This is a genomic window from Prevotella sp. MGM2 (genome assembly GCF_002933955.1).
Lineage (GTDB): Bacteria > Bacteroidota > Bacteroidia > Bacteroidales > Bacteroidaceae > Alloprevotella.
Window position 1 is genome coordinate 1 of record NZ_BEWW01000066.1, and the last position, 16981, is coordinate 16981.

The window sequence follows — 16981 nt, forward strand, 5'->3', positions numbered from 1 at the left end:
GTCCTTTAATGACATAACGATAAAAAACGATGGATAAAATGAATTCCAGAACCTTTCCCGTATTGGAAATGAGTTGTGCGGTCTGTGCCGCGCGTGTAGAAAAGATAATAGCCGCTCAAGCCGGTGTGGAGAAGGCGGTTGTCAACTTTGCCGCCGCTACAGTAACGGTCACCTACGATGACTCGCTGACATCGCCCGAGATGTTGCAGAGGGCTGTCCGGCAAGGTGGGTATGACTTGGTGGTGGAAGACGGGCGGAGTGGTACCGATGAAGCGGAGGAATGCCGGAGAAAAAGCTATCACCGCCTGCAGCGGCGTGCCGGATGGGCTGTGGTGCTGGCGGTTCCGCTGATTGTGGCCGGCATGTTCTTCATGCACCGGTCATGGAGCGGTGTGGTGACCTGCCTGTTGGCTACTCCTATTGTTTTTGGCCTGGGCCGCGATTTCTTTACCGGAGCCTGGAAACAACTCCGTCATCGCTCTGCCAATATGGACACGCTTGTAGCCATCAGCACGGGGACAGCCTATTTTTTCAGTCTATTCAACCTTCTTTTCCCGGATTTCTGGCGCAGCAGGGGCCTTGAGCCGCATGTCTATTTTGAGGCTTCGGGAGTTGTCGTAGCCTTTATTCTGCTGGGGCGTATGCTTGAGGAAAGAGCCAAAGCCGGCACGTCATCAGCCATCAGACGGCTTATGGGATTCCAGCCGAAAACGGTGACGCTGATCGATGAGGACGACAGGGAACAAGTGGTGCCCATTGAGCAGATCCGGCCGGGCTGTCTCGTACTGGTGCGACCGGGAGAGCGGGTGGCTGTGGACGGTGTCGTAGTCGGGGGACATTCCTATGTGGATGAGAGTATGCTTAGCGGCGAGGCCATCGCAGTAGAAAAGAAACCGGGTGAGAAGGTCTTTGCAGGCACCATCAATCAGAAAGGCAGTTTCCGGTTCCGCGCACAAGAGGTCGGGACCGGCACGGTGCTCTCGCAAATCATCCGCCTTGTACAGGAGGCCCAAGGCAGCAAAGCACCGGTGCAACGGCTGGTGGACCGTGTGGCTGCCGTTTTCGTTCCCGTAATTTTAAGTGTGGCTGTCCTCACATTTATCATTTGGATAAACCTTTCTCCCGACCACGGTTTCACATACGGCCTGCTGGCTGCTGTCACCGTTATGGTCATCGCTTGTCCTTGTGCGCTGGGACTGGCTACGCCGACGGCTATTATGGTCGGCATTGGCAAAGGCGCGGATATGGGCATTCTTGTCAAGAATGCCGAAAGCCTTGAGATGGCCCGGAAGATAGACACCGTTGTGCTCGACAAGACGGGGACTATTACTGAAGGCCGCCCGTGTGTGACGGACACAGTGGTGGCAAACGGCGGGGTGCTGCCGGCAGAGGCACTGTGTAGTCTCGAAAAATTATCCGAACATCCGCTGGCCGAAGCCATTACCGCGCATCTCAGATGCCAGACCATGGATGTGGAGAACTTTGAGAGTCTGTCCGGTCGCGGTGTACGCGGAAGCATCGGCGGAAAGCTCTATATGGCCGGTAATCTGCGCCTGCTCCGCGAAAACGGGGTGGACGTTGGCGAGGAACTCATTGAGCGGGCACAGGCATTTGCGCGCGAGGCCAAAACAATGGTATGGTTTGCCGATGAAAAACGGGCTATAGCTCTGTTGGCCGTGTCCGACAGAGTGAAAGAAACTTCAGCAACAGCGGTCGCGCGCCTGAAAGAAATGGGACTGGACGTCTGTATGCTTACCGGAGACAATGCAGCCACAGCAGCAGCCATAGCCCGGCAAACAGGCATAGACCTCTACGAAGCCGAGATGTTGCCGGCCGGAAAAGCCGATTTCATAAAAAAGTTACAGGCAGACGGGAAAAAAGTGGCCATGGCGGGAGATGGCATCAACGACAGTGCGGCATTGGCTCAGGCCGATTTAGGATTTGCCATGGGACAGGGAAGTGACGTTGCCATGGATGTGGCGCAGATAACCATTATGTCTTCGGATCCTATTCGTATCGCCGATGCCATACGCCTTTCTGCAAAGACTGTGCGAACCATCCGTCAGAATCTTTTCTGGGCTTTTATTTATAATATTGTCAGTGTGCCCGTGGCCGCCGGTATTCTCTATCCGCTAGGCGGTTTCCTGCTCAACCCCATGATAGCAGGCGCTGCCATGGCTATGAGCAGCGTAAGCGTAGTGGCCAACAGCCTGCGCCTGAAAACCTGGCGCATATAATATAGATTCGAAAGAAAGGAGCATAATCTTCTGCAGTAGGTAATGTCGAGTATGAAAACAAACAAAATCTCCGTGAAGCTAAATAATAAAACTTCACGGAGATTTTGTTTACTTGCGGTGTCAACATAGCCGGTGTGCGGTGTCAGGGCACGATGACTTTATTATCGTTGATAACATAGATGCCTTTCTGCAGTTTTACGTCAACATTTCCTTGTATGCTCTTGCGGAAAACGGTACGTCCGGAAAGTGTGGTTATTGTTACCTTCACCGTCTTTGGAGCCACGAAACGGATTTTACCTGGACTGACATAATAGTCCAACTGTCTGTCACTAGCCAGGTTCCCGATATTGGTAATCTGACTATCCTTCTGATAAACACGCACCCAGTCAAAGAGGGTCTCATAAGTATGCCCTGTGTCGGGATTGGCGGCATAGCCCCCATTACCTACACTCTGGTTGAGAATAATGTAGAACGGCGCATCGAAAGGCCATTGCCCGCGACTGAGGGCATTGGCGTTATTCTTCAATTTGGCATAAGAGAACACTTTCTGTCCGTCTACATACCACGTGAGCAAATCATCGGTCCATTCAAAACCGAACGTATGGTAGTTGCCGTTGGTCGTAGAGCCGTTTGACCCCGATTTCGGGGGATTGTTACCCTGTCCCTGACAAAGAGAACCGTCGGCAGTAGTATTGGCCCATTGCGTGTGGATGGTGTGATCGGAGCGGTTGAGAGTGTTGACCTGTTCCCAAATGTCAATCTCGCCATCGTAGGGCCAGCCCTTGACCGTATTTTCCGGCATCATCCAAAAAGCCGGGAAATTACCCGAATACGGATTGGTTTTGAGACGGCCTTCTATTTTCCCGTATTTGAAACTGAACTTGCCGCACGACTCTATGCCGCCGCTGATCATGGCTACGTTTCCTTCTGCGGGAAGAGGATTGGGGATGGCCCGGGCAACGAATTTGCCGTTTTCTATGTATCCTGTAAGTTTATGGCCCTCTTCAGTTTTGGACAAGAAGCGTTTCCAGGTAGGATTCTGGCGGGTACAGCGTGTCCAGAAGGTGTTGTCCGGTGCGGTTCCTTCATTAAATTCATCAGCGAATACAAGTTTATACGCCGCAGTCTCCGTTGGTAAGAATTCGGCCGTGATGCGCACCATGCCGTTTACGCTGTCAGCAGGCAACGTTACGCTTCTTCCTTTTGAAAAGGCAACGCGGTATTCACTCCACTGGCGGTTGCCATGGACGAATTGTTCCCCATCTATATTATGTCCGTGGCGGATTGTCAGGAATTCTGCCTCATAGCCTTGCGCCGCTCCGACCGGAACCACTGTGAGGGCGCGGCGGAACGGGATCTTTTCAGGAAGCCCGGATGTGCCGCTGCCATTTATGCTGCCGTTGACTGTCTGTATGTCGAGACTGTTGGAGGTAGCCTGGACGTTAAGTAAAAAATCGACCACATAACCTCCGTTTTCATTTATTTTATTGGCGCCGTTTTCAGTCCATTGTCCGGCGGGATCTATGTTATTCCAGTCAACCTTAAGTCGGGCACGGTAAACACCGGCAGGCAGGAAAGACGGTATGGTAAACTCGGGCAAGGCATTCACTGCCACGCTGCCGGGAGCACCGTCAATGCTTTGTCCCAAACTGTTTTTTCCGTCATAATAAGTATAGGACACTAATTCCGAGGATATCGTCGGAACACCATTGGCAGTAAGCGTGTTATTAAATTGGCCGTCCTGACTGTAATCCACATAGAGGTACAAATGCATGGCCTTACCCGTATAGTCGATAGAGGTGCTCACCTTATCGCCGGACACAGCAGAGACTTGCAGCGGAGTAAGGTTACGGTAAACGTAATTGATTCCGGAGGGAATATTCAGTGTTGTAGCCCCTCCTTGTGTCGTTGTAAAAGAAATGCGGTTTAGCTGGCGGTCGCTGCGGGTTATTGTCAGGTCTTTCCCGAAGTTCAGGGCGTAATCTCCGGCCGGTTTTGGCGTTTCACCGGTTATTTCCACGAATAGTCCTTCTATTTCCACATCGCCATCCATGTATTCGGCCGGTATGGTGAATTTGTCGTCTTTGAACAGATAAGCCGGAATAACAACATCCTCGTATTGCGGTGTGCCGTGTATCAGGCTGTCGCCGGCCAGATTGTGCCCGTGACGCAAACGGATACCGTCATAGGTGAAACCGTTCTCTGGATTCATCTTAATGGTGAGCGGCTGACCGAAAGGAGCCTGATATTTCACTAATTTTTCGCCGTTGGCCGTTAATACCTCACCGTTGCGGTTGGCATCGTTCACGTTGCAAAAATCGCCATGTATGTTCATGCGCATGTCTACGATGACACCGCCGTTCTGTTTGATGCTGTTGGTGGCTGTCATGCGTCCGGCCGGATCTACGCTGCCCCAATCGACTTTGAAGCGCATGCGGTAAAAACCGGGAGCCAGATCTTCCGGTAGTTTGAAAGCCGGAGGATTCAGTACATTGCGGGCATTGCCTGTTACTTTTGAACCGTCGCTTTTATAACCTTCGGTATTTTCCACCGTTTCTACATAGGAATAGGTCATGATGTCGCTACCGGCCGGAATGGTGTAATTGTCAGCCAATGTGGCTTCAAATCTGCCGTCGTTGCCACGATCCAGATAGACGTAACCGTTCATCCAGCTGGCGGTGTAGCTGAAAGTCGGTGTAAGTGTTTCACCGGCGCGTGCGGTAAAACTTTTCTCCAGTAGCGGACGGTAAAGTCTTTGAGGAGAGATACTGCCTATTTCAACGCTCTGATTGCCGTCTTTCGAACCATTAAGCGTAATGCTGTTGAGAAAACTGCCGCTTTTGTTGGAAATTTCATCCTCGCTGAAATTAAGAATGTAATCGCCACGGCGGAAACGTGGGTTGGCATCGTTGTCTATGACAATTTCATCGACATAAGCAGCAAAGTCTTCCTGTAAGGCATGTGGCGATTCACAATCAGGCACGACAACAAGGCTATGTATGTCGATGTTGCCTGCTCCTTTTATGGGAAATACGGCATCACACCATCCGTTTGGAGTGATTTTTGTGGTGGACAGCGTCCAGAACTGTTCTGTTTCAGATGATTGTCCGGCACGCTCGCGGCGTTTTCCAAGCCCGATCAGCATAACACGTCCTTCGGTGGGCTTGTGGATGAATACGTGAGCGTATTTTGTGTCCTTTGTCAGTTCGAAAGTCTCTTTCAGATCAATGCGCACGCCAAAGGTGTTACTTCCGAAGCGTGACCGTTGTACGGCAAGTATTTTCCCGGTGCTGTTAGGAGCGTACCCCAGAGCGTTGTCCTTACCGGCAAGATGATTTTCCACTACGGCCACATTGCCTCGGAGAGCGCCGGTGCGGAAAGGTGACTCTTCCCAAGTGTCGTAAACGCCGATGGAACGATAGTCTGCCATTTCGAAAGATACAGTTGTCTGAGCCGCTGCAAGCAGGGGGAAGCACAGGAGTGCCGGTATGATAGTTTTTTTGAGAATCATCATGAAAAGTCTTTTTTAAGTTAAAACACAGAAACAGTGTGCAGTAGCGGGCAGGCCTTGCTGTCGGTGATGGTTATGCGGAGAGCTTTGGCTGTGATGCCGCTGTCGTAACTAGCCGATGTACTGCCGTTGAGGGGAATGATACGCTTATATCCGATAGTCGTACACTCCACATTTGGGGCAGCTGGCATCCAGGTCGTTCCGTCACTGCTGGTTTCGATGGTAAATCCCTTTACGCGTTGCCCTTTTCGGATATACTCCATCAGTGATACGTAGCGCAAGGTTTTCGGTTTATCCCATGTAAGAGTGATGATAGCTGATGTTGTCCCGTCATCGGTGGCCCAATAGGTATCCTTATCATTGTCGGTAAGGTTGTCCGGCATATAGTTGCGCATTGTACCGGCATTGCGTGTTCCCGTAGCCTGTACTTGTGCCTCTCGGGCCAGGTCGGTGGCAAAGCGGCTGCGAAGTAGGTCGCCCATTCCCTGTAATGCACTGACTGATGCAGGAGGCAGGACTCCCGCCTTGTCGGGAGGAATATTTAGAATCAGTGTGGCGTTGCGGCCCACTGTTTCAAGATACATCTGGAACAGTCGTTCGGCGGACAGGGGACTTTCGCCTTCATGCCAGAACCATCCGCGGTTGGTCGCTTTGGCGTCACTCTCGCCCGGAAGCCAGAACCATCCGTTCTCAGAACCGTACATGCCGTTTTTTTCGGGGGCTGTACCACGGTTTTCGGTTGACCAATTGGTCTGTCCTGCCCATCCGGCTTCATTGCCTATCCAGCGCGCCTCGCCGCCAACGCCCCAAAGTACGCAGTCAGGGCATACCTTGTGTACGGAGTCACGCAGATTGGGTACGTCATAATAAGTCTCGCGATCAATGTTACGCGTACCGCCTTCGCCACCGTAATAACCGGTGCCGCCATTGGCCCCATCAAACCACATTTCGAATTGATCTGTGCCATATTGTGCCAATTCGGCACATTGTTTGAGAAAAACATCGCTCACGTATTGATCTGTGCCGTAGAGGGCACTGTTGCGGTCCCACGGCGATATGTAGAAACCATATTTCATGTCCAGTTCGCGTGCTGCTTCGGCAAAGTCGCGTGGAATGTTTGTTTGTCTGCCGAAATCATTGCCGCTCCGCGTGACATTGTGCGTAGTCGTATTGGTAGGCCACAGGCAGAACCCGTCATGATGCTTGACCACGGCAATTCCGCCCCTCATGCCCGCCGCTTTGGCCACTTCCAGCCACTGTCGCGGATTGGGTGCCGCCGTTGGGGCAAAGATGGTTTCGGCCTCATCGCCGTTACCCCATTCTAATCCAGTATAGGTATTCATTCCGTAATGGAAAAAAGCATAGAACTCCGTTTCCTGCCATTTCATCTGGCGTTCGTGAGGTATAGGATGTACTGGCGCAGGCTCGTTGTCGGGATTGCTCAAAGGTGTGTCTATGAGTTGGAAACCGCTTTGAGCCACTCCTTCTACCGGCAGCCCGGTCAGGGTTAGAGCTAAAATGATAGGGGTGATTTTCTTCATGGATGAAAGTTAGGATTTATGTAAAATTCGGCGATTAACGACAAAAACAAAAAGACACAAAAGAGGATGATGTTTATTCTAAACTCCACAAAAATAATCAAAAAATATAAAATAAACAATATCGAAGTTTTTTTTATCGCCAACTTGTTTTAAATATGGATATTTTTAACCTTTAATCACACTCCAGAATACTAAAAGATAGATTTGAAGCGATGAAAATAAAAAAGTTTGTACTAGAAATTCAACTTGAATACTTGCTATTGAAAAAACACCACTTCGGAATGCAATAGAAAGTTAAATATGTTAAAGTTGAAAAGCCTCTCTTGGCAGTGCAAGTAATCTAGGGAAATAATTTGGCACTTCGCTTCTCATGTACTAACTTTGCACCTACGTATCAACACCAACGATCAAATTTATGAAACTGATTATACCATCAACCGCTGATCTCGGTGCAGCCGCGCATGAGTTTGTCAAAACCATGGGCAATTACACGGTGTTTGCCTTCTACGGCAAAATGGGCGCCGGAAAAACTACTTTTATCAAAGCCCTCTGCGAGGCGCTTGGCATAGATGACGTGGTCAACTCACCTACGTTCTCCATCGTCAACGAATATCGCTCCGATAGCACGGGGGAACTGGTGTATCACTTCGATTTCTATCGTATAAAAAAAATAGACGAGGTGTATGACATGGGCTACGAGGATTATTTTTACTCAGGTGCTGTGTGTTTCATTGAATGGCCCGAACTCATAGAGGAACTTCTGCCCGGCGATGCCGTAAAGGTGACGGTAGAAGAACAGGCTGATGGCAGTCGTGTGGTAAGTTTCGACTGACAGCCAGTTCGGCACTTCTCTTATATTATATATTATGTCATGAAAAAAATACTGTTGACGGCCACTTTATTTCTGACAGCTGTCTCTCTCGTGGCACAAACCGTGGCACGCATGTCCGACCTTACACCCCAACAGAAGGAGGGGGCCACTGACTTGATTCTTACCGGACAGCTTTCCACTGTCGGTAATTCTGATTTCCGACAATTGCGTGATCTGTGCCATCGGCTGAAACGCGTTGACCTGAGTCACTCCGACGTTCTTGAAATTCCGAAAAACGCTTTCCATTCACGTCACCGCCTGCAACAGGTTATATTGCCCCATACTCTGCACAATGTGGGCACTCAGGCTTTCTTTGCCTGCGACTCGTTGCAGAGCATCGTTCTGCCGGCAAGTACCGCCACGGTAGCCGATGCCGCTTTCTTAGGGTGCAAGGGCCTTGAATCACTCATCATAGAGGGAGCACCCTCGCTAGGTGAGTTCGCCTTTGCCCGTTGCAACGGTCTGAGAACCATTACCGTGAGATCCGCTATTCCGCCGCGTGCCAGTGCTTCCACCTTTGAGGGCGTGGATGTTCGCCGCTGTCAGCTGTCAGTGCCTAAGGGTTCGGAGGATTTTTACCGGAAGGCCGAAGGCTGGAATGTCTTTTTTGGCAATGAAAAAGCTGGTTTTGAAATATGCCGTCCCGAGAAATGTATCGTTCCCAATCCGGAACAGCTTGAAGTGCACGGCATCGCAACACCGCTGCTGGTGAAGCAAACATGGATGATAGAGGCTGACAGCCAGTTGGATAACGAAAAAAAACATGCCCTTCGCATCCTGGCCGACCGCACAGGGGTGAAGCAGAACGGACGAAAAGGGAAAATCCGTTTGCGCCTCGGACTTGACAATACACTAGGTCATCGTGAGGCTTATACTCTAAGAGTGACGGCAGAAGGTATTGATATTATGGGAAAGTCGCCGGCTGGTGTCTTTTATGGTCTCATGACACTGGAATGCCTTTTGGCTGCTGATGGAATGAGTGGCTGTTGCGATGTTCTACCGCAAATGGTTCTGAAAGACGCGCCACGAACGGACATGCGTGAGCTCATGGTGGATCCCGCCCGCATATTCATCCCCTTTGAGGAACTCAAGGCTTTCATTCCTGAAATGGCCCGCTACAAACTCAACGCCCTCCACCTTCATTTGGTAGACGATCAGGCATGGCGTATAGAGATAAAGAAATATCCTGAACTCACCGCGAAAGCTTCGTCACGCGTGGGAATGGATGACATGCTCATTCCCATTGAAGGTTACTACACGCAGGATCAAATGCGCGAATTGGTAGCTTTTGCTGCCAGTTATCATGTAGACATCATTCCCGAAATAGAAATGCCAGGGCATGAGGTAGCTGCCATCCATGTATTTCCGGAACTGACCTGTGGTGCCAAGCAACTTCCCATCCGCACCACTTGCGGCGTGAGCAACGAACTGCTTTGTCCGGGCAAAGAGTTTACCTACGAATTCCTAGGTAATGTATTTGCCGAACTGGCTGATGTCTTTCCATCTGAATATGTGCATCTTGGAGGTGACGAGGCCGGTAATCCTGCGCTCGGCTGTTGGACTAACTGCCCTGACTGCCAGACCCTCAAGCGCCGGCTGGATATCACTACGACCGACCGCAGTGAAAATTGGCGGTTACAGGAATTTCTTTTCGGACGCGTCATTGATACATTACGTACCAAGTATGGCAAGACACCTATGTTCTGGTACGAAACGGATTTCAAGAACATTCCCGAAGGATGTGTTACTTTTGCCTGGCGGCACGGTCTGACAAAAGCTGCCGCTGAAGCCGCCATCCGCAACAACGCCCGTATTGTGCTTTGTCCGGGTGAACACTGCTATTTGGATTATCCTATGGCACGGGGAGATATGCCAGAGGTCAACTGGGGCATGCCGGTCACATCACTACAGCAGACTTACAAACTTGATCCGGCCTGGAATATGGGTGATGCCTTTGAGCGTGAAAACCTTTTGGGAGTGGCCGGTACCCTTTGGAGCGAATGTATTAACAGTACTGAACGTATCTACTATCAGGCTTATCCGCGAGCATTGGCATTGGCTGAAGCCGCATGGAGTCGGCCTGAACGGCGCTCGTGGGAAGATTTCCGCCGCCGGATAATGCCTGTATTGCGTGATATGCACCGCCGGGGCATTTCTTATTCCATGGAATTTTAACAAAAGGCCGGTCGCAAAAGAAGTAAATGTGGCCGGCATACTTTTATATTTATATATGTCTGAACAAGTCAACAAGCAACAAAAACTCGGTAGCGCAAAACTTTGGCAAAAGTCGGTATGTGTAGCCGAAGAGATAGACCGCTTCACAGTAGGGCACGACCGCGAACTCGATCTATATCTGGCAAAATATGACGTGCTCGGTTCGATGGCACATGTTACGATGCTTAGTAAAATCGGGCTTATAGCTCCCGATGAGCTTCCCGTGCTTCTGCGCGAATTGCGGCATATTTACCATCTGGCGGAAGATGGCCGCTTCTGCATAGAGGAGGGCATTGAGGACGTACACTCGCAAGTGGAACTCATGCTTACACGCCGACTGGGCGACATGGGCAAGAAAATACATAGCGGCCGTTCGCGTAATGACCAAGTGCTGGTAGATCTCAAACTCTTTACACGTGATAAGTTGCGCGAGGTAGCTGAAGCGGTACGGACGCTCTTTTGTGAACTTCAACGACAAAGCGAGCGCTACAAGGACGTACTTATGCCCGGCTATACCCATCTGCAGGTGGCTATGCCATCAAGTTTCGGGTTGTGGTTTGGCGCTTATGCCGAAAGTCTCACCGATGATATGTATCTGCTTGAAGCGACCTATCGCATGACCAACCGCAATCCACTCGGTTCGGCGGCAGGATACGGTTCTTCGTTTCCGCTTGACCGAACCCTCACCACACGGTTATTGGGCTTCGACTCGATGGACTATAACGTGGTATATGCACAGATGGGACGCGGAAAGAATGAGCGTAACGTAGCATTCGCTCTGGCAGGTATTGCCGGCACTGTGTCCAAGTTGGCATTTGATGCTTGCATGTTCAATTCACAGAATTTCGGTTTTGTGAAACTACCCGATGAATGCACAACTGGATCGAGCATCATGCCGCATAAGAAAAATCCTGATGTATTTGAGCTTATCCGTGCCCGTTGTAACCGCCTGCAGGCACTGCCTTCACAGGTAGTACTGATAATGAACAACCTGCCATGCGGCTATTTTCGTGATCTTCAAGAAATAAAAGAAGTGTTCCTTCCGGCTTTCGACCAGTTGCTCGATTGCTTACGCATGACCACTTATATAGTGGAACGCATGAGTGTGAACGAACATCTTCTTGATGACGAACGCTACGATGCTATGTTCTCCGTGGAGGAAGTAAACCGTCTTGCTGCAGAAGGCATGCCTTTCCGCGATGCTTACAGGAAAGTGGGACTTGATATAGAGGCTGGCAAATTCCAACCGGTCAAGAATATTCGTCATACGCATGAAGGCTCTGTAGGTAATCTCTGTAATGCAGAAATAGCTGCTTTGATGGAGAACATTTATACCCGTTTCGCATTTGACCGGGTGGACGAAGCTCAAAAACAATTGCTGGCATCAGCGGAATGAAGATGCTGAAAAACGGAACTGCTCTTACGGAATGTGTAATAAATTCCCGATAGAATCGGGGGAATCATTTTGATTGATGAAGCGTATGAAGTATCCTTACAGTAAATGCCATAATCTGTTGAACGTTCTTACAATTATTTTAGTGGTACTTTGTTGCTTTACCGCTTGCATTGATGAGGGCGATAGACTTTATACCAATATCCGTGCCTTTTTCTGGTATACCCGCGTGATTACCACGCCACCACTTCACCGTGCTTTGGGTAATCCCGGACAGTTCTGCAAAATAACTTTTGAAAAAAATGGGCGTTATGTCTTTGCTTCTCCTAATGGTGAGAGTTATGTTTATACCCCAACGGCTCTTGATCAATACGGAAAACCCGAATTCGTGGCCGGTTTCATTGTAGGCACATCTGGTATTCCTGATCTGACAGGGAATTTCTACTCTGTGGCATTTGATCTTGTGTGCCCCAATTGCTATCGTGACAACGCCATACCACGAAAATGCAACTTCGATTCTAAGAATCACACAATAGTAAAATGTTCTCTCTGCTCGCGCAGCTATAATCTCGATAATGGCGGTATTGTCGTGGCCGGCAAAAGCGGTCGTCCCCTTTACCGTTACCGTATGAGCTATGCTCCGGCAAGAGGCGTTCTCTTCATACAAAATTAGAACTACCCACCGCACCTGTAGCTTCTGTCGGATACACTGGCTTGGGCCATGAAAAATTATTTCATTTATTTTAGCACGAAAAATGACACCTCTTGTTTGTGACTATAAAAAAGTCGGTATTCCATTGTTAATAATCTGTGCAATATCGTTACTGCTCTTTCTTGATGCCACGCCATTTAACACACGCGGTGAACCCCGCGAAGCAGTTGTGGCGATGTCGATGATTAACGACGGTAACTGGATCTTGCCTGTGAATAATGGTGACGAGATCGCGTTCAAACCGCCTTTGCTCCACTGGCTGGTGGCTGGAATATCCACACTTGCAGGCGGTGTGAGCGAATTCACTTCACGTCTGCCGTCGGCATTGGCAGCTATCGCCATGGTACTTGCTACATTCTGTTTCTTTTCCCGACGGTTGGGGACACAGATTGCTTTGATAACTGCTTTACTTACATTGACAAATTTTGAAGTGCACCGCGGTGCCATGACTTGTCGCGTAGACATGCTTTTGGCCGCACTCACTGTAATGGCTTGCTATGCGCTTTATACTTGGGGTGAACGCGGATTGCGTGGCGTGCCGTGGTTGGGGATCATTCTGTGCGCTGGTGCCGCACTTACCAAAGGTCCTGTCGGCATAGTTTTGCCCTGTGGTGCCGTAGCACTGACATTGCTTATAGGCAGGCATGAAAAGTTCCTCACGCTCTTATGGAAATTTGCCCTCGTGGCTGTGATGTCTCTTTTACCGTTGCTGTTATGGTATTGGGCAGCCTATAACGAACCGCATGGAGGCGAACGTTTCCTCCAACTTATCTATGAAGAAAACATATTGCGTTTCACAGGACAGATGACCTATGCTTCGCATATAAATCCATGGCCTTATAATGTCATGACAATGATCACAGGCTTTTTGCCTTATTCTCTTATTCTGCTCATTGTACTGCCTCTTGGAGTTAAAGCGATGCGGCGATATGACTTCGGCAGTTTGATTGAACGTATGAGAATGTGGCGGCCATTCGCTATGGTACGCTGTATGGAACCGACACGGCTTTTTGCTTTAGTGTCGTTGTTCACTATCTTCATTTTTTATTGCATTCCCGCCAGTAAACGTAGCGTTTACTTACTGCCGGCTTATCCTTTCGCTGCTCTTTTCCTCGCTGAATATCTGCTTTGGCTTCGTGGCCGCCATCCGCGTTCTCTTCACGCTTTAGGAATAACGTTAGCATCACTTACACTAATAATTGTAGCTGCATTTGTTGCCTTTCGTTCAGGTGCGATACCTGAAGCATTTTTGAATGGTAGATATGCCTCTGAAAATGTTGCTTTTATGCAGGCATTGGCTAAGTCACCATTAGGCTTTATGGAAATCTTTTTACTTGTAATAGCTCTAAGTGCCGCTGTAAGCTTTCTGAGTCATCCTCGCAAGCCACGGCTAGCACTTCTTATAAGTATGGTTATAACGCTATTTCTTTGTCTTGACGGAGTTTTTCTGCCTCCTGTAATGAAAGTAAAGACCGATCGAGGTGTGGCGCGATACATACAGAAACTACAACCGACAGGAACTGTTTATTCCTACCGTACCGATGTGCTCGAAGCCAATAGAATGCACCCCTTTACAATTAATTTTTACTTGGGAGACCGTATTATCCCTATAGATAAGGCTCATCCCTTACCTGTTCAGGGGCTGCTGGTTACCGGGAATGATGAAATAACCGATTTTTTGAAAGTTTTTCCTACTTATACGACAGAATTGGTTTACGATAGCCGTCATCGTTCCTGTGATGATCGCAAACAGATAAAAATTTATCGTATCATTAATCAAGGCCGGTTTTAAATAGTTGTTTTTGAGAACTGGAGGGATTGAGATTCGGAAATTTTACTAATGTCGTAATGAGCGCTTTCATCTGATTATAGAATAAATATGAGAATAAACGTAAATAACAGACCAATAGAAACTAATGCAGATACTTTGGAAGTTTTTGTGAGCGAACTAGCCCTTCCTTCCGGTGGTACTGCAGTAGGAGTGGATGGGCGAATAGTGCCTCGTACGGCATGGAGTGAATTTAAACTGGAAGAGGGTCAGAATATTGTAATCATAAAAGCAGCGTGTGGCGGATAGTTGCAGACCCAACCTTTTATATTTTTTAGTTTAATGAACAAACAAAACCAATAATATGTCTACAACACTTACCATTGCAGGACGCCTATTTAAATCCCGTTTGTTTTTGGGAACGGGGAAGTTTAATGACAATGTCCTTATGGCACAGGCTATAGAAATTTCGGGTACAGAAATGGTCACTGTAGCTATGAAGCGTGTCGATTTGGACAATAGTGATGATGATTTAATGGTGCATATCAGGCGTCCGGAACTACAATTATTACCTAACACAAGTGGTGTGCGCAATGCGGAAGAAGCCGTATTTGCAGCTCAAATGGCTCGTGAGGCTTTTGGCACAAATTGGCTGAAATTGGAAATACATCCAGACCCGCGTTACCTTTTGCCCGACTCGGTAGAAACCCTCAAAGCTACTGAGAAACTAGCCGCAATGGGGTTTGTAGTTTTACCTTATTGTCAGGCTGATCCAACACTCTGTAAGCGCCTTGAAGAAGCCGGAGCGGCGGCAGTAATGCCTTTGGGAGCTCCCATTGGCACCAATTTAGGACTGCGTACCAGAGATTTTCTTCAAATCATTGTCGAACAAGCCACAGTACCTGTCGTGGTAGATGCCGGTATCGGCGCACCGAGTCATGCTGCCGAAGCTATGGAATTGGGTGCGTCGGCCTGTTTGGTCAATACAGCCATTGCAGTAGCTGGCAAGCCGGTAGAGATGGCTTTTGCATTCCGGCAAGCCGTAGAGGCCGGCCGGCGGGCTTATGAAGCCGGATTGCCGGCTCAAGGCGTTACACTCGAAGCAGAGGCCAGCTCTCCCCTCACTGCTTTTTTAGGAGAATAAACGGCTTTTGATATATTATAGTTTTTAATTTTGAGAGAAACAGATGTTTTCAGAAGAATTAAGAAAATACGATTGGGATGATGTGACAACTCGTATTTATGCCAAGACCGAAGTAGATGTCCGGCGGGCTCTTATTCCAGGCCGGCGTTGTGATATAGAGGACTTCATGGCGTTGGTGTCGCCCGCGGCCGAGCCTTTTTTAGAAACAATGGCCCGCCTCAGCCGACGCTATACAGAGGAGCGTTTCGGACGTACCATTTCGATGTTTGTACCGCTCTACATAACCAATTCCTGCACCAACTCTTGCGTATATTGTGGCTTTCATGTAGCCAACAAAATGAAACGGATCATTCTCACAGAAGAGGAAATCGTTAACGAATACCGTGCTATCAAACGTCTGGCGCCTTTTGAAAATCTGCTCATCGTCACAGGTGAAAATCCGGTTAAGGCTGGTGTTCCCTACATCGCCCGTGCGCTGGATTTGGCAAAGCCTTATTTTTCCAATCTGAAAATAGAGGTTATGCCGCTCTCTACGGAAGAGTATGCGGAATTGCGCCATCATGGTATGAACGGCGTCATTTGTTTTCAGGAAACGTACAACAGGGCCAATTACAATCTTTATCATCCACGTGGAATGAAGTCGAATTTTGAATGGCGTGTCAATAGCTTCGACCGTATGGGTCAAGCCGGTGTGCATAGTATCGGCATGGGGGTACTCATTGGGCTGGAACAAGAATGGCGAACGGATATTACCATGATGGCCGGTCATTTGCGCTACTTGCAGCATCATTATTGGCGTACGAAGTACAGTGTGAATTTCCCCCGTATGCGACCATCGGAAAATGGTGGTTTCCGCCCTAATTGTATTATGACAGACCGCCAGCTGGCACAGGTTACTTTTGCCATGCGCATATTTGACCACGATGTAGACATATCTTATTCCACGCGTGAACCAGCCGCTTTGCGTGACCACATGGCTACATTGGGCGTGACCACTATGTCAGCAGCAAGTAAAACCGAACCGGGGGGATATTTTACCTATCCGCAGGCATTGGAACAATTCCATGTGAGCGATGAACGTACTGCTGCTGAGGTGGAAATTGCGCTCAAAGCGACAGGACGCGAACCGGTTTGGAAAGACTGGGATGCGAGTTTTGATAATACTACATTGATTAGCGGATAAGGATATAGTCATATATATATTACCAATAAAAGCAAAATGTCATGTTTGACTATAAAGAAATAGAACGGACAGTCAAAGATTATCATCTTCCATTTCTGAAAATAGAAGATGCTGATAAAGAAATTTTGACTCAAAGGCTATATGACACTTTTGTATTTGGTAATCCTCGTGCATTATGGTTGAACTTTAAATATGTGCCATGCAGCATAGATTGCAATAGAGAAGATCCTTATTTTCATCTGCTGGATATAATAGACAAAAATATCGTTCTCTATTTCTTTATTGATTATTGGAATAAGGATTTCGTCGTTTATAAAGCAAGAATGTCTGATATACATACATTTATCGGCGATTGTGAAGGGCTTGACAAATATTATTTAGTGACAGAGGATTTTATGGAACTATAT

12 protein-coding genes are annotated in these 16981 nt (G+C 48.5%); 10 read left to right on the forward strand and 2 right to left on the reverse strand.

Features of this window, described 5'->3' with window-relative positions:
• The first annotated feature begins 29 nt into the window (after positions 1 to 29).
• Positions 30 to 2237: a heavy metal translocating P-type ATPase gene (locus tag C5S62_RS01515; RefSeq protein ID WP_104403765.1), complete on the forward strand. Its 2208-nt coding sequence runs from the start codon at positions 30 to 32 to the stop codon at positions 2235 to 2237.
• A 142-nt stretch (positions 2238 to 2379) separates the two neighbouring features.
• On the opposite strand, the gene C5S62_RS01520 is transcribed toward C5S62_RS01515, so the two are convergent.
• The gene (locus C5S62_RS01520; RefSeq protein ID WP_104403766.1) at positions 2380 to 5751 is read right to left on the reverse strand and encodes a glycoside hydrolase family 16 protein; all 3372 of its coding nucleotides are present in this window, start codon (positions 5749 to 5751) and stop codon (positions 2380 to 2382) included.
• Between the two features lie 17 nt (positions 5752 to 5768).
• Positions 5769 to 7289 (reverse strand): alpha-L-fucosidase, encoded by a 1521-nt coding sequence (locus tag C5S62_RS01525; RefSeq protein WP_104403767.1) that lies wholly within the window; start codon positions 7287 to 7289, stop codon positions 5769 to 5771.
• A 415-nt stretch (positions 7290 to 7704) separates the two neighbouring features.
• Here C5S62_RS01525 and tsaE point away from each other — a divergent pair, with 415 nt between their 5' ends.
• The 9 genes from tsaE to C5S62_RS01570 form a co-directional block, all read left to right on the forward strand.
• On the forward strand, positions 7705 to 8121 hold the full coding sequence (tsaE, locus tag C5S62_RS01530; protein ID WP_104403768.1) for a tRNA (adenosine(37)-N6)-threonylcarbamoyltransferase complex ATPase subunit type 1 TsaE: 417 nt from the start codon (positions 7705 to 7707) through the stop codon (positions 8119 to 8121).
• Positions 8122 to 8160: 39 nt separating this feature from the next.
• Positions 8161 to 10335, forward strand: a complete 2175-nt coding sequence (locus C5S62_RS01535; protein ID WP_223301098.1) for a family 20 glycosylhydrolase — start codon at positions 8161 to 8163, stop codon at positions 10333 to 10335.
• 55 nt (positions 10336 to 10390) lie between these two features.
• On the forward strand, positions 10391 to 11770 hold the full coding sequence (gene argH, locus C5S62_RS01540) for an argininosuccinate lyase (protein WP_104403776.1): 1380 nt from the start codon (positions 10391 to 10393) through the stop codon (positions 11768 to 11770).
• An 85-nt stretch (positions 11771 to 11855) separates the two neighbouring features.
• Positions 11856 to 12440, forward strand: a complete 585-nt coding sequence (locus C5S62_RS01545; protein ID WP_133159450.1) for a hypothetical protein — start codon at positions 11856 to 11858, stop codon at positions 12438 to 12440.
• A gap of 82 nt (positions 12441 to 12522) precedes the next feature.
• Positions 12523 to 14271 (forward strand): glycosyltransferase family 39 protein, encoded by a 1749-nt coding sequence (locus tag C5S62_RS01550; protein WP_104403770.1) that lies wholly within the window; start codon positions 12523 to 12525, stop codon positions 14269 to 14271.
• Positions 14272 to 14358: 87 nt separating this feature from the next.
• Positions 14359 to 14556 carry a sulfur carrier protein ThiS gene (thiS, locus tag C5S62_RS01555; RefSeq protein WP_104403771.1) on the forward strand — a complete coding sequence of 66 codons (198 nt, stop codon included), beginning with the start codon at positions 14359 to 14361 and terminating at the stop codon, positions 14554 to 14556.
• A gap of 55 nt (positions 14557 to 14611) precedes the next feature.
• Positions 14612 to 15391, forward strand: coding sequence for a thiazole synthase (locus tag C5S62_RS01560; protein ID WP_104403772.1), 780 nt, complete (start codon positions 14612 to 14614; stop codon positions 15389 to 15391).
• Between the two features lie 43 nt (positions 15392 to 15434).
• Entirely contained in the window at positions 15435 to 16574 is a 1140-nt protein-coding gene (gene thiH / locus C5S62_RS01565; RefSeq protein ID WP_104403773.1) for a 2-iminoacetate synthase ThiH, read from the forward strand.
• Positions 16575 to 16615: 41 nt separating this feature from the next.
• Positions 16616 to 16981: hypothetical protein (locus C5S62_RS01570; protein WP_104403774.1), on the forward strand; the 366-nt coding region annotated here is incomplete at its 3' end.

Coding starts and splice junctions, on each gene's coding strand:
- C5S62_RS01535 (WP_223301098.1), top strand. CDS start 8,161: ATGAAAAAAATACTGTTGACGGCCACTTTATTTCTGACAGCTGTCTCT.
- thiS (WP_104403771.1), top strand. CDS start 14,359: ATGAGAATAAACGTAAATAACAGACCAATAGAAACTAATGCAGATACT.
- C5S62_RS01545 (WP_133159450.1), top strand. CDS start 11,856: ATGAAGTATCCTTACAGTAAATGCCATAATCTGTTGAACGTTCTTACA.
- C5S62_RS01515 (WP_104403765.1), top strand. CDS start 30: ATGGATAAAATGAATTCCAGAACCTTTCCCGTATTGGAAATGAGTTGT.
- C5S62_RS01550 (WP_104403770.1), top strand. CDS start 12,523: ATGACACCTCTTGTTTGTGACTATAAAAAAGTCGGTATTCCATTGTTA.
- C5S62_RS01560 (WP_104403772.1), top strand. CDS start 14,612: ATGTCTACAACACTTACCATTGCAGGACGCCTATTTAAATCCCGTTTG.
- thiH (WP_104403773.1), top strand. CDS start 15,435: ATGTTTTCAGAAGAATTAAGAAAATACGATTGGGATGATGTGACAACT.
- tsaE (WP_104403768.1), top strand. CDS start 7,705: ATGAAACTGATTATACCATCAACCGCTGATCTCGGTGCAGCCGCGCAT.
- C5S62_RS01525 (WP_104403767.1), bottom strand. CDS start 7,289: ATGAAGAAAATCACCCCTATCATTTTAGCTCTAACCCTGACCGGGCTG.
- argH (WP_104403776.1), top strand. CDS start 10,391: ATGTCTGAACAAGTCAACAAGCAACAAAAACTCGGTAGCGCAAAACTT.
- C5S62_RS01520 (WP_104403766.1), bottom strand. CDS start 5,751: ATGATGATTCTCAAAAAAACTATCATACCGGCACTCCTGTGCTTCCCC.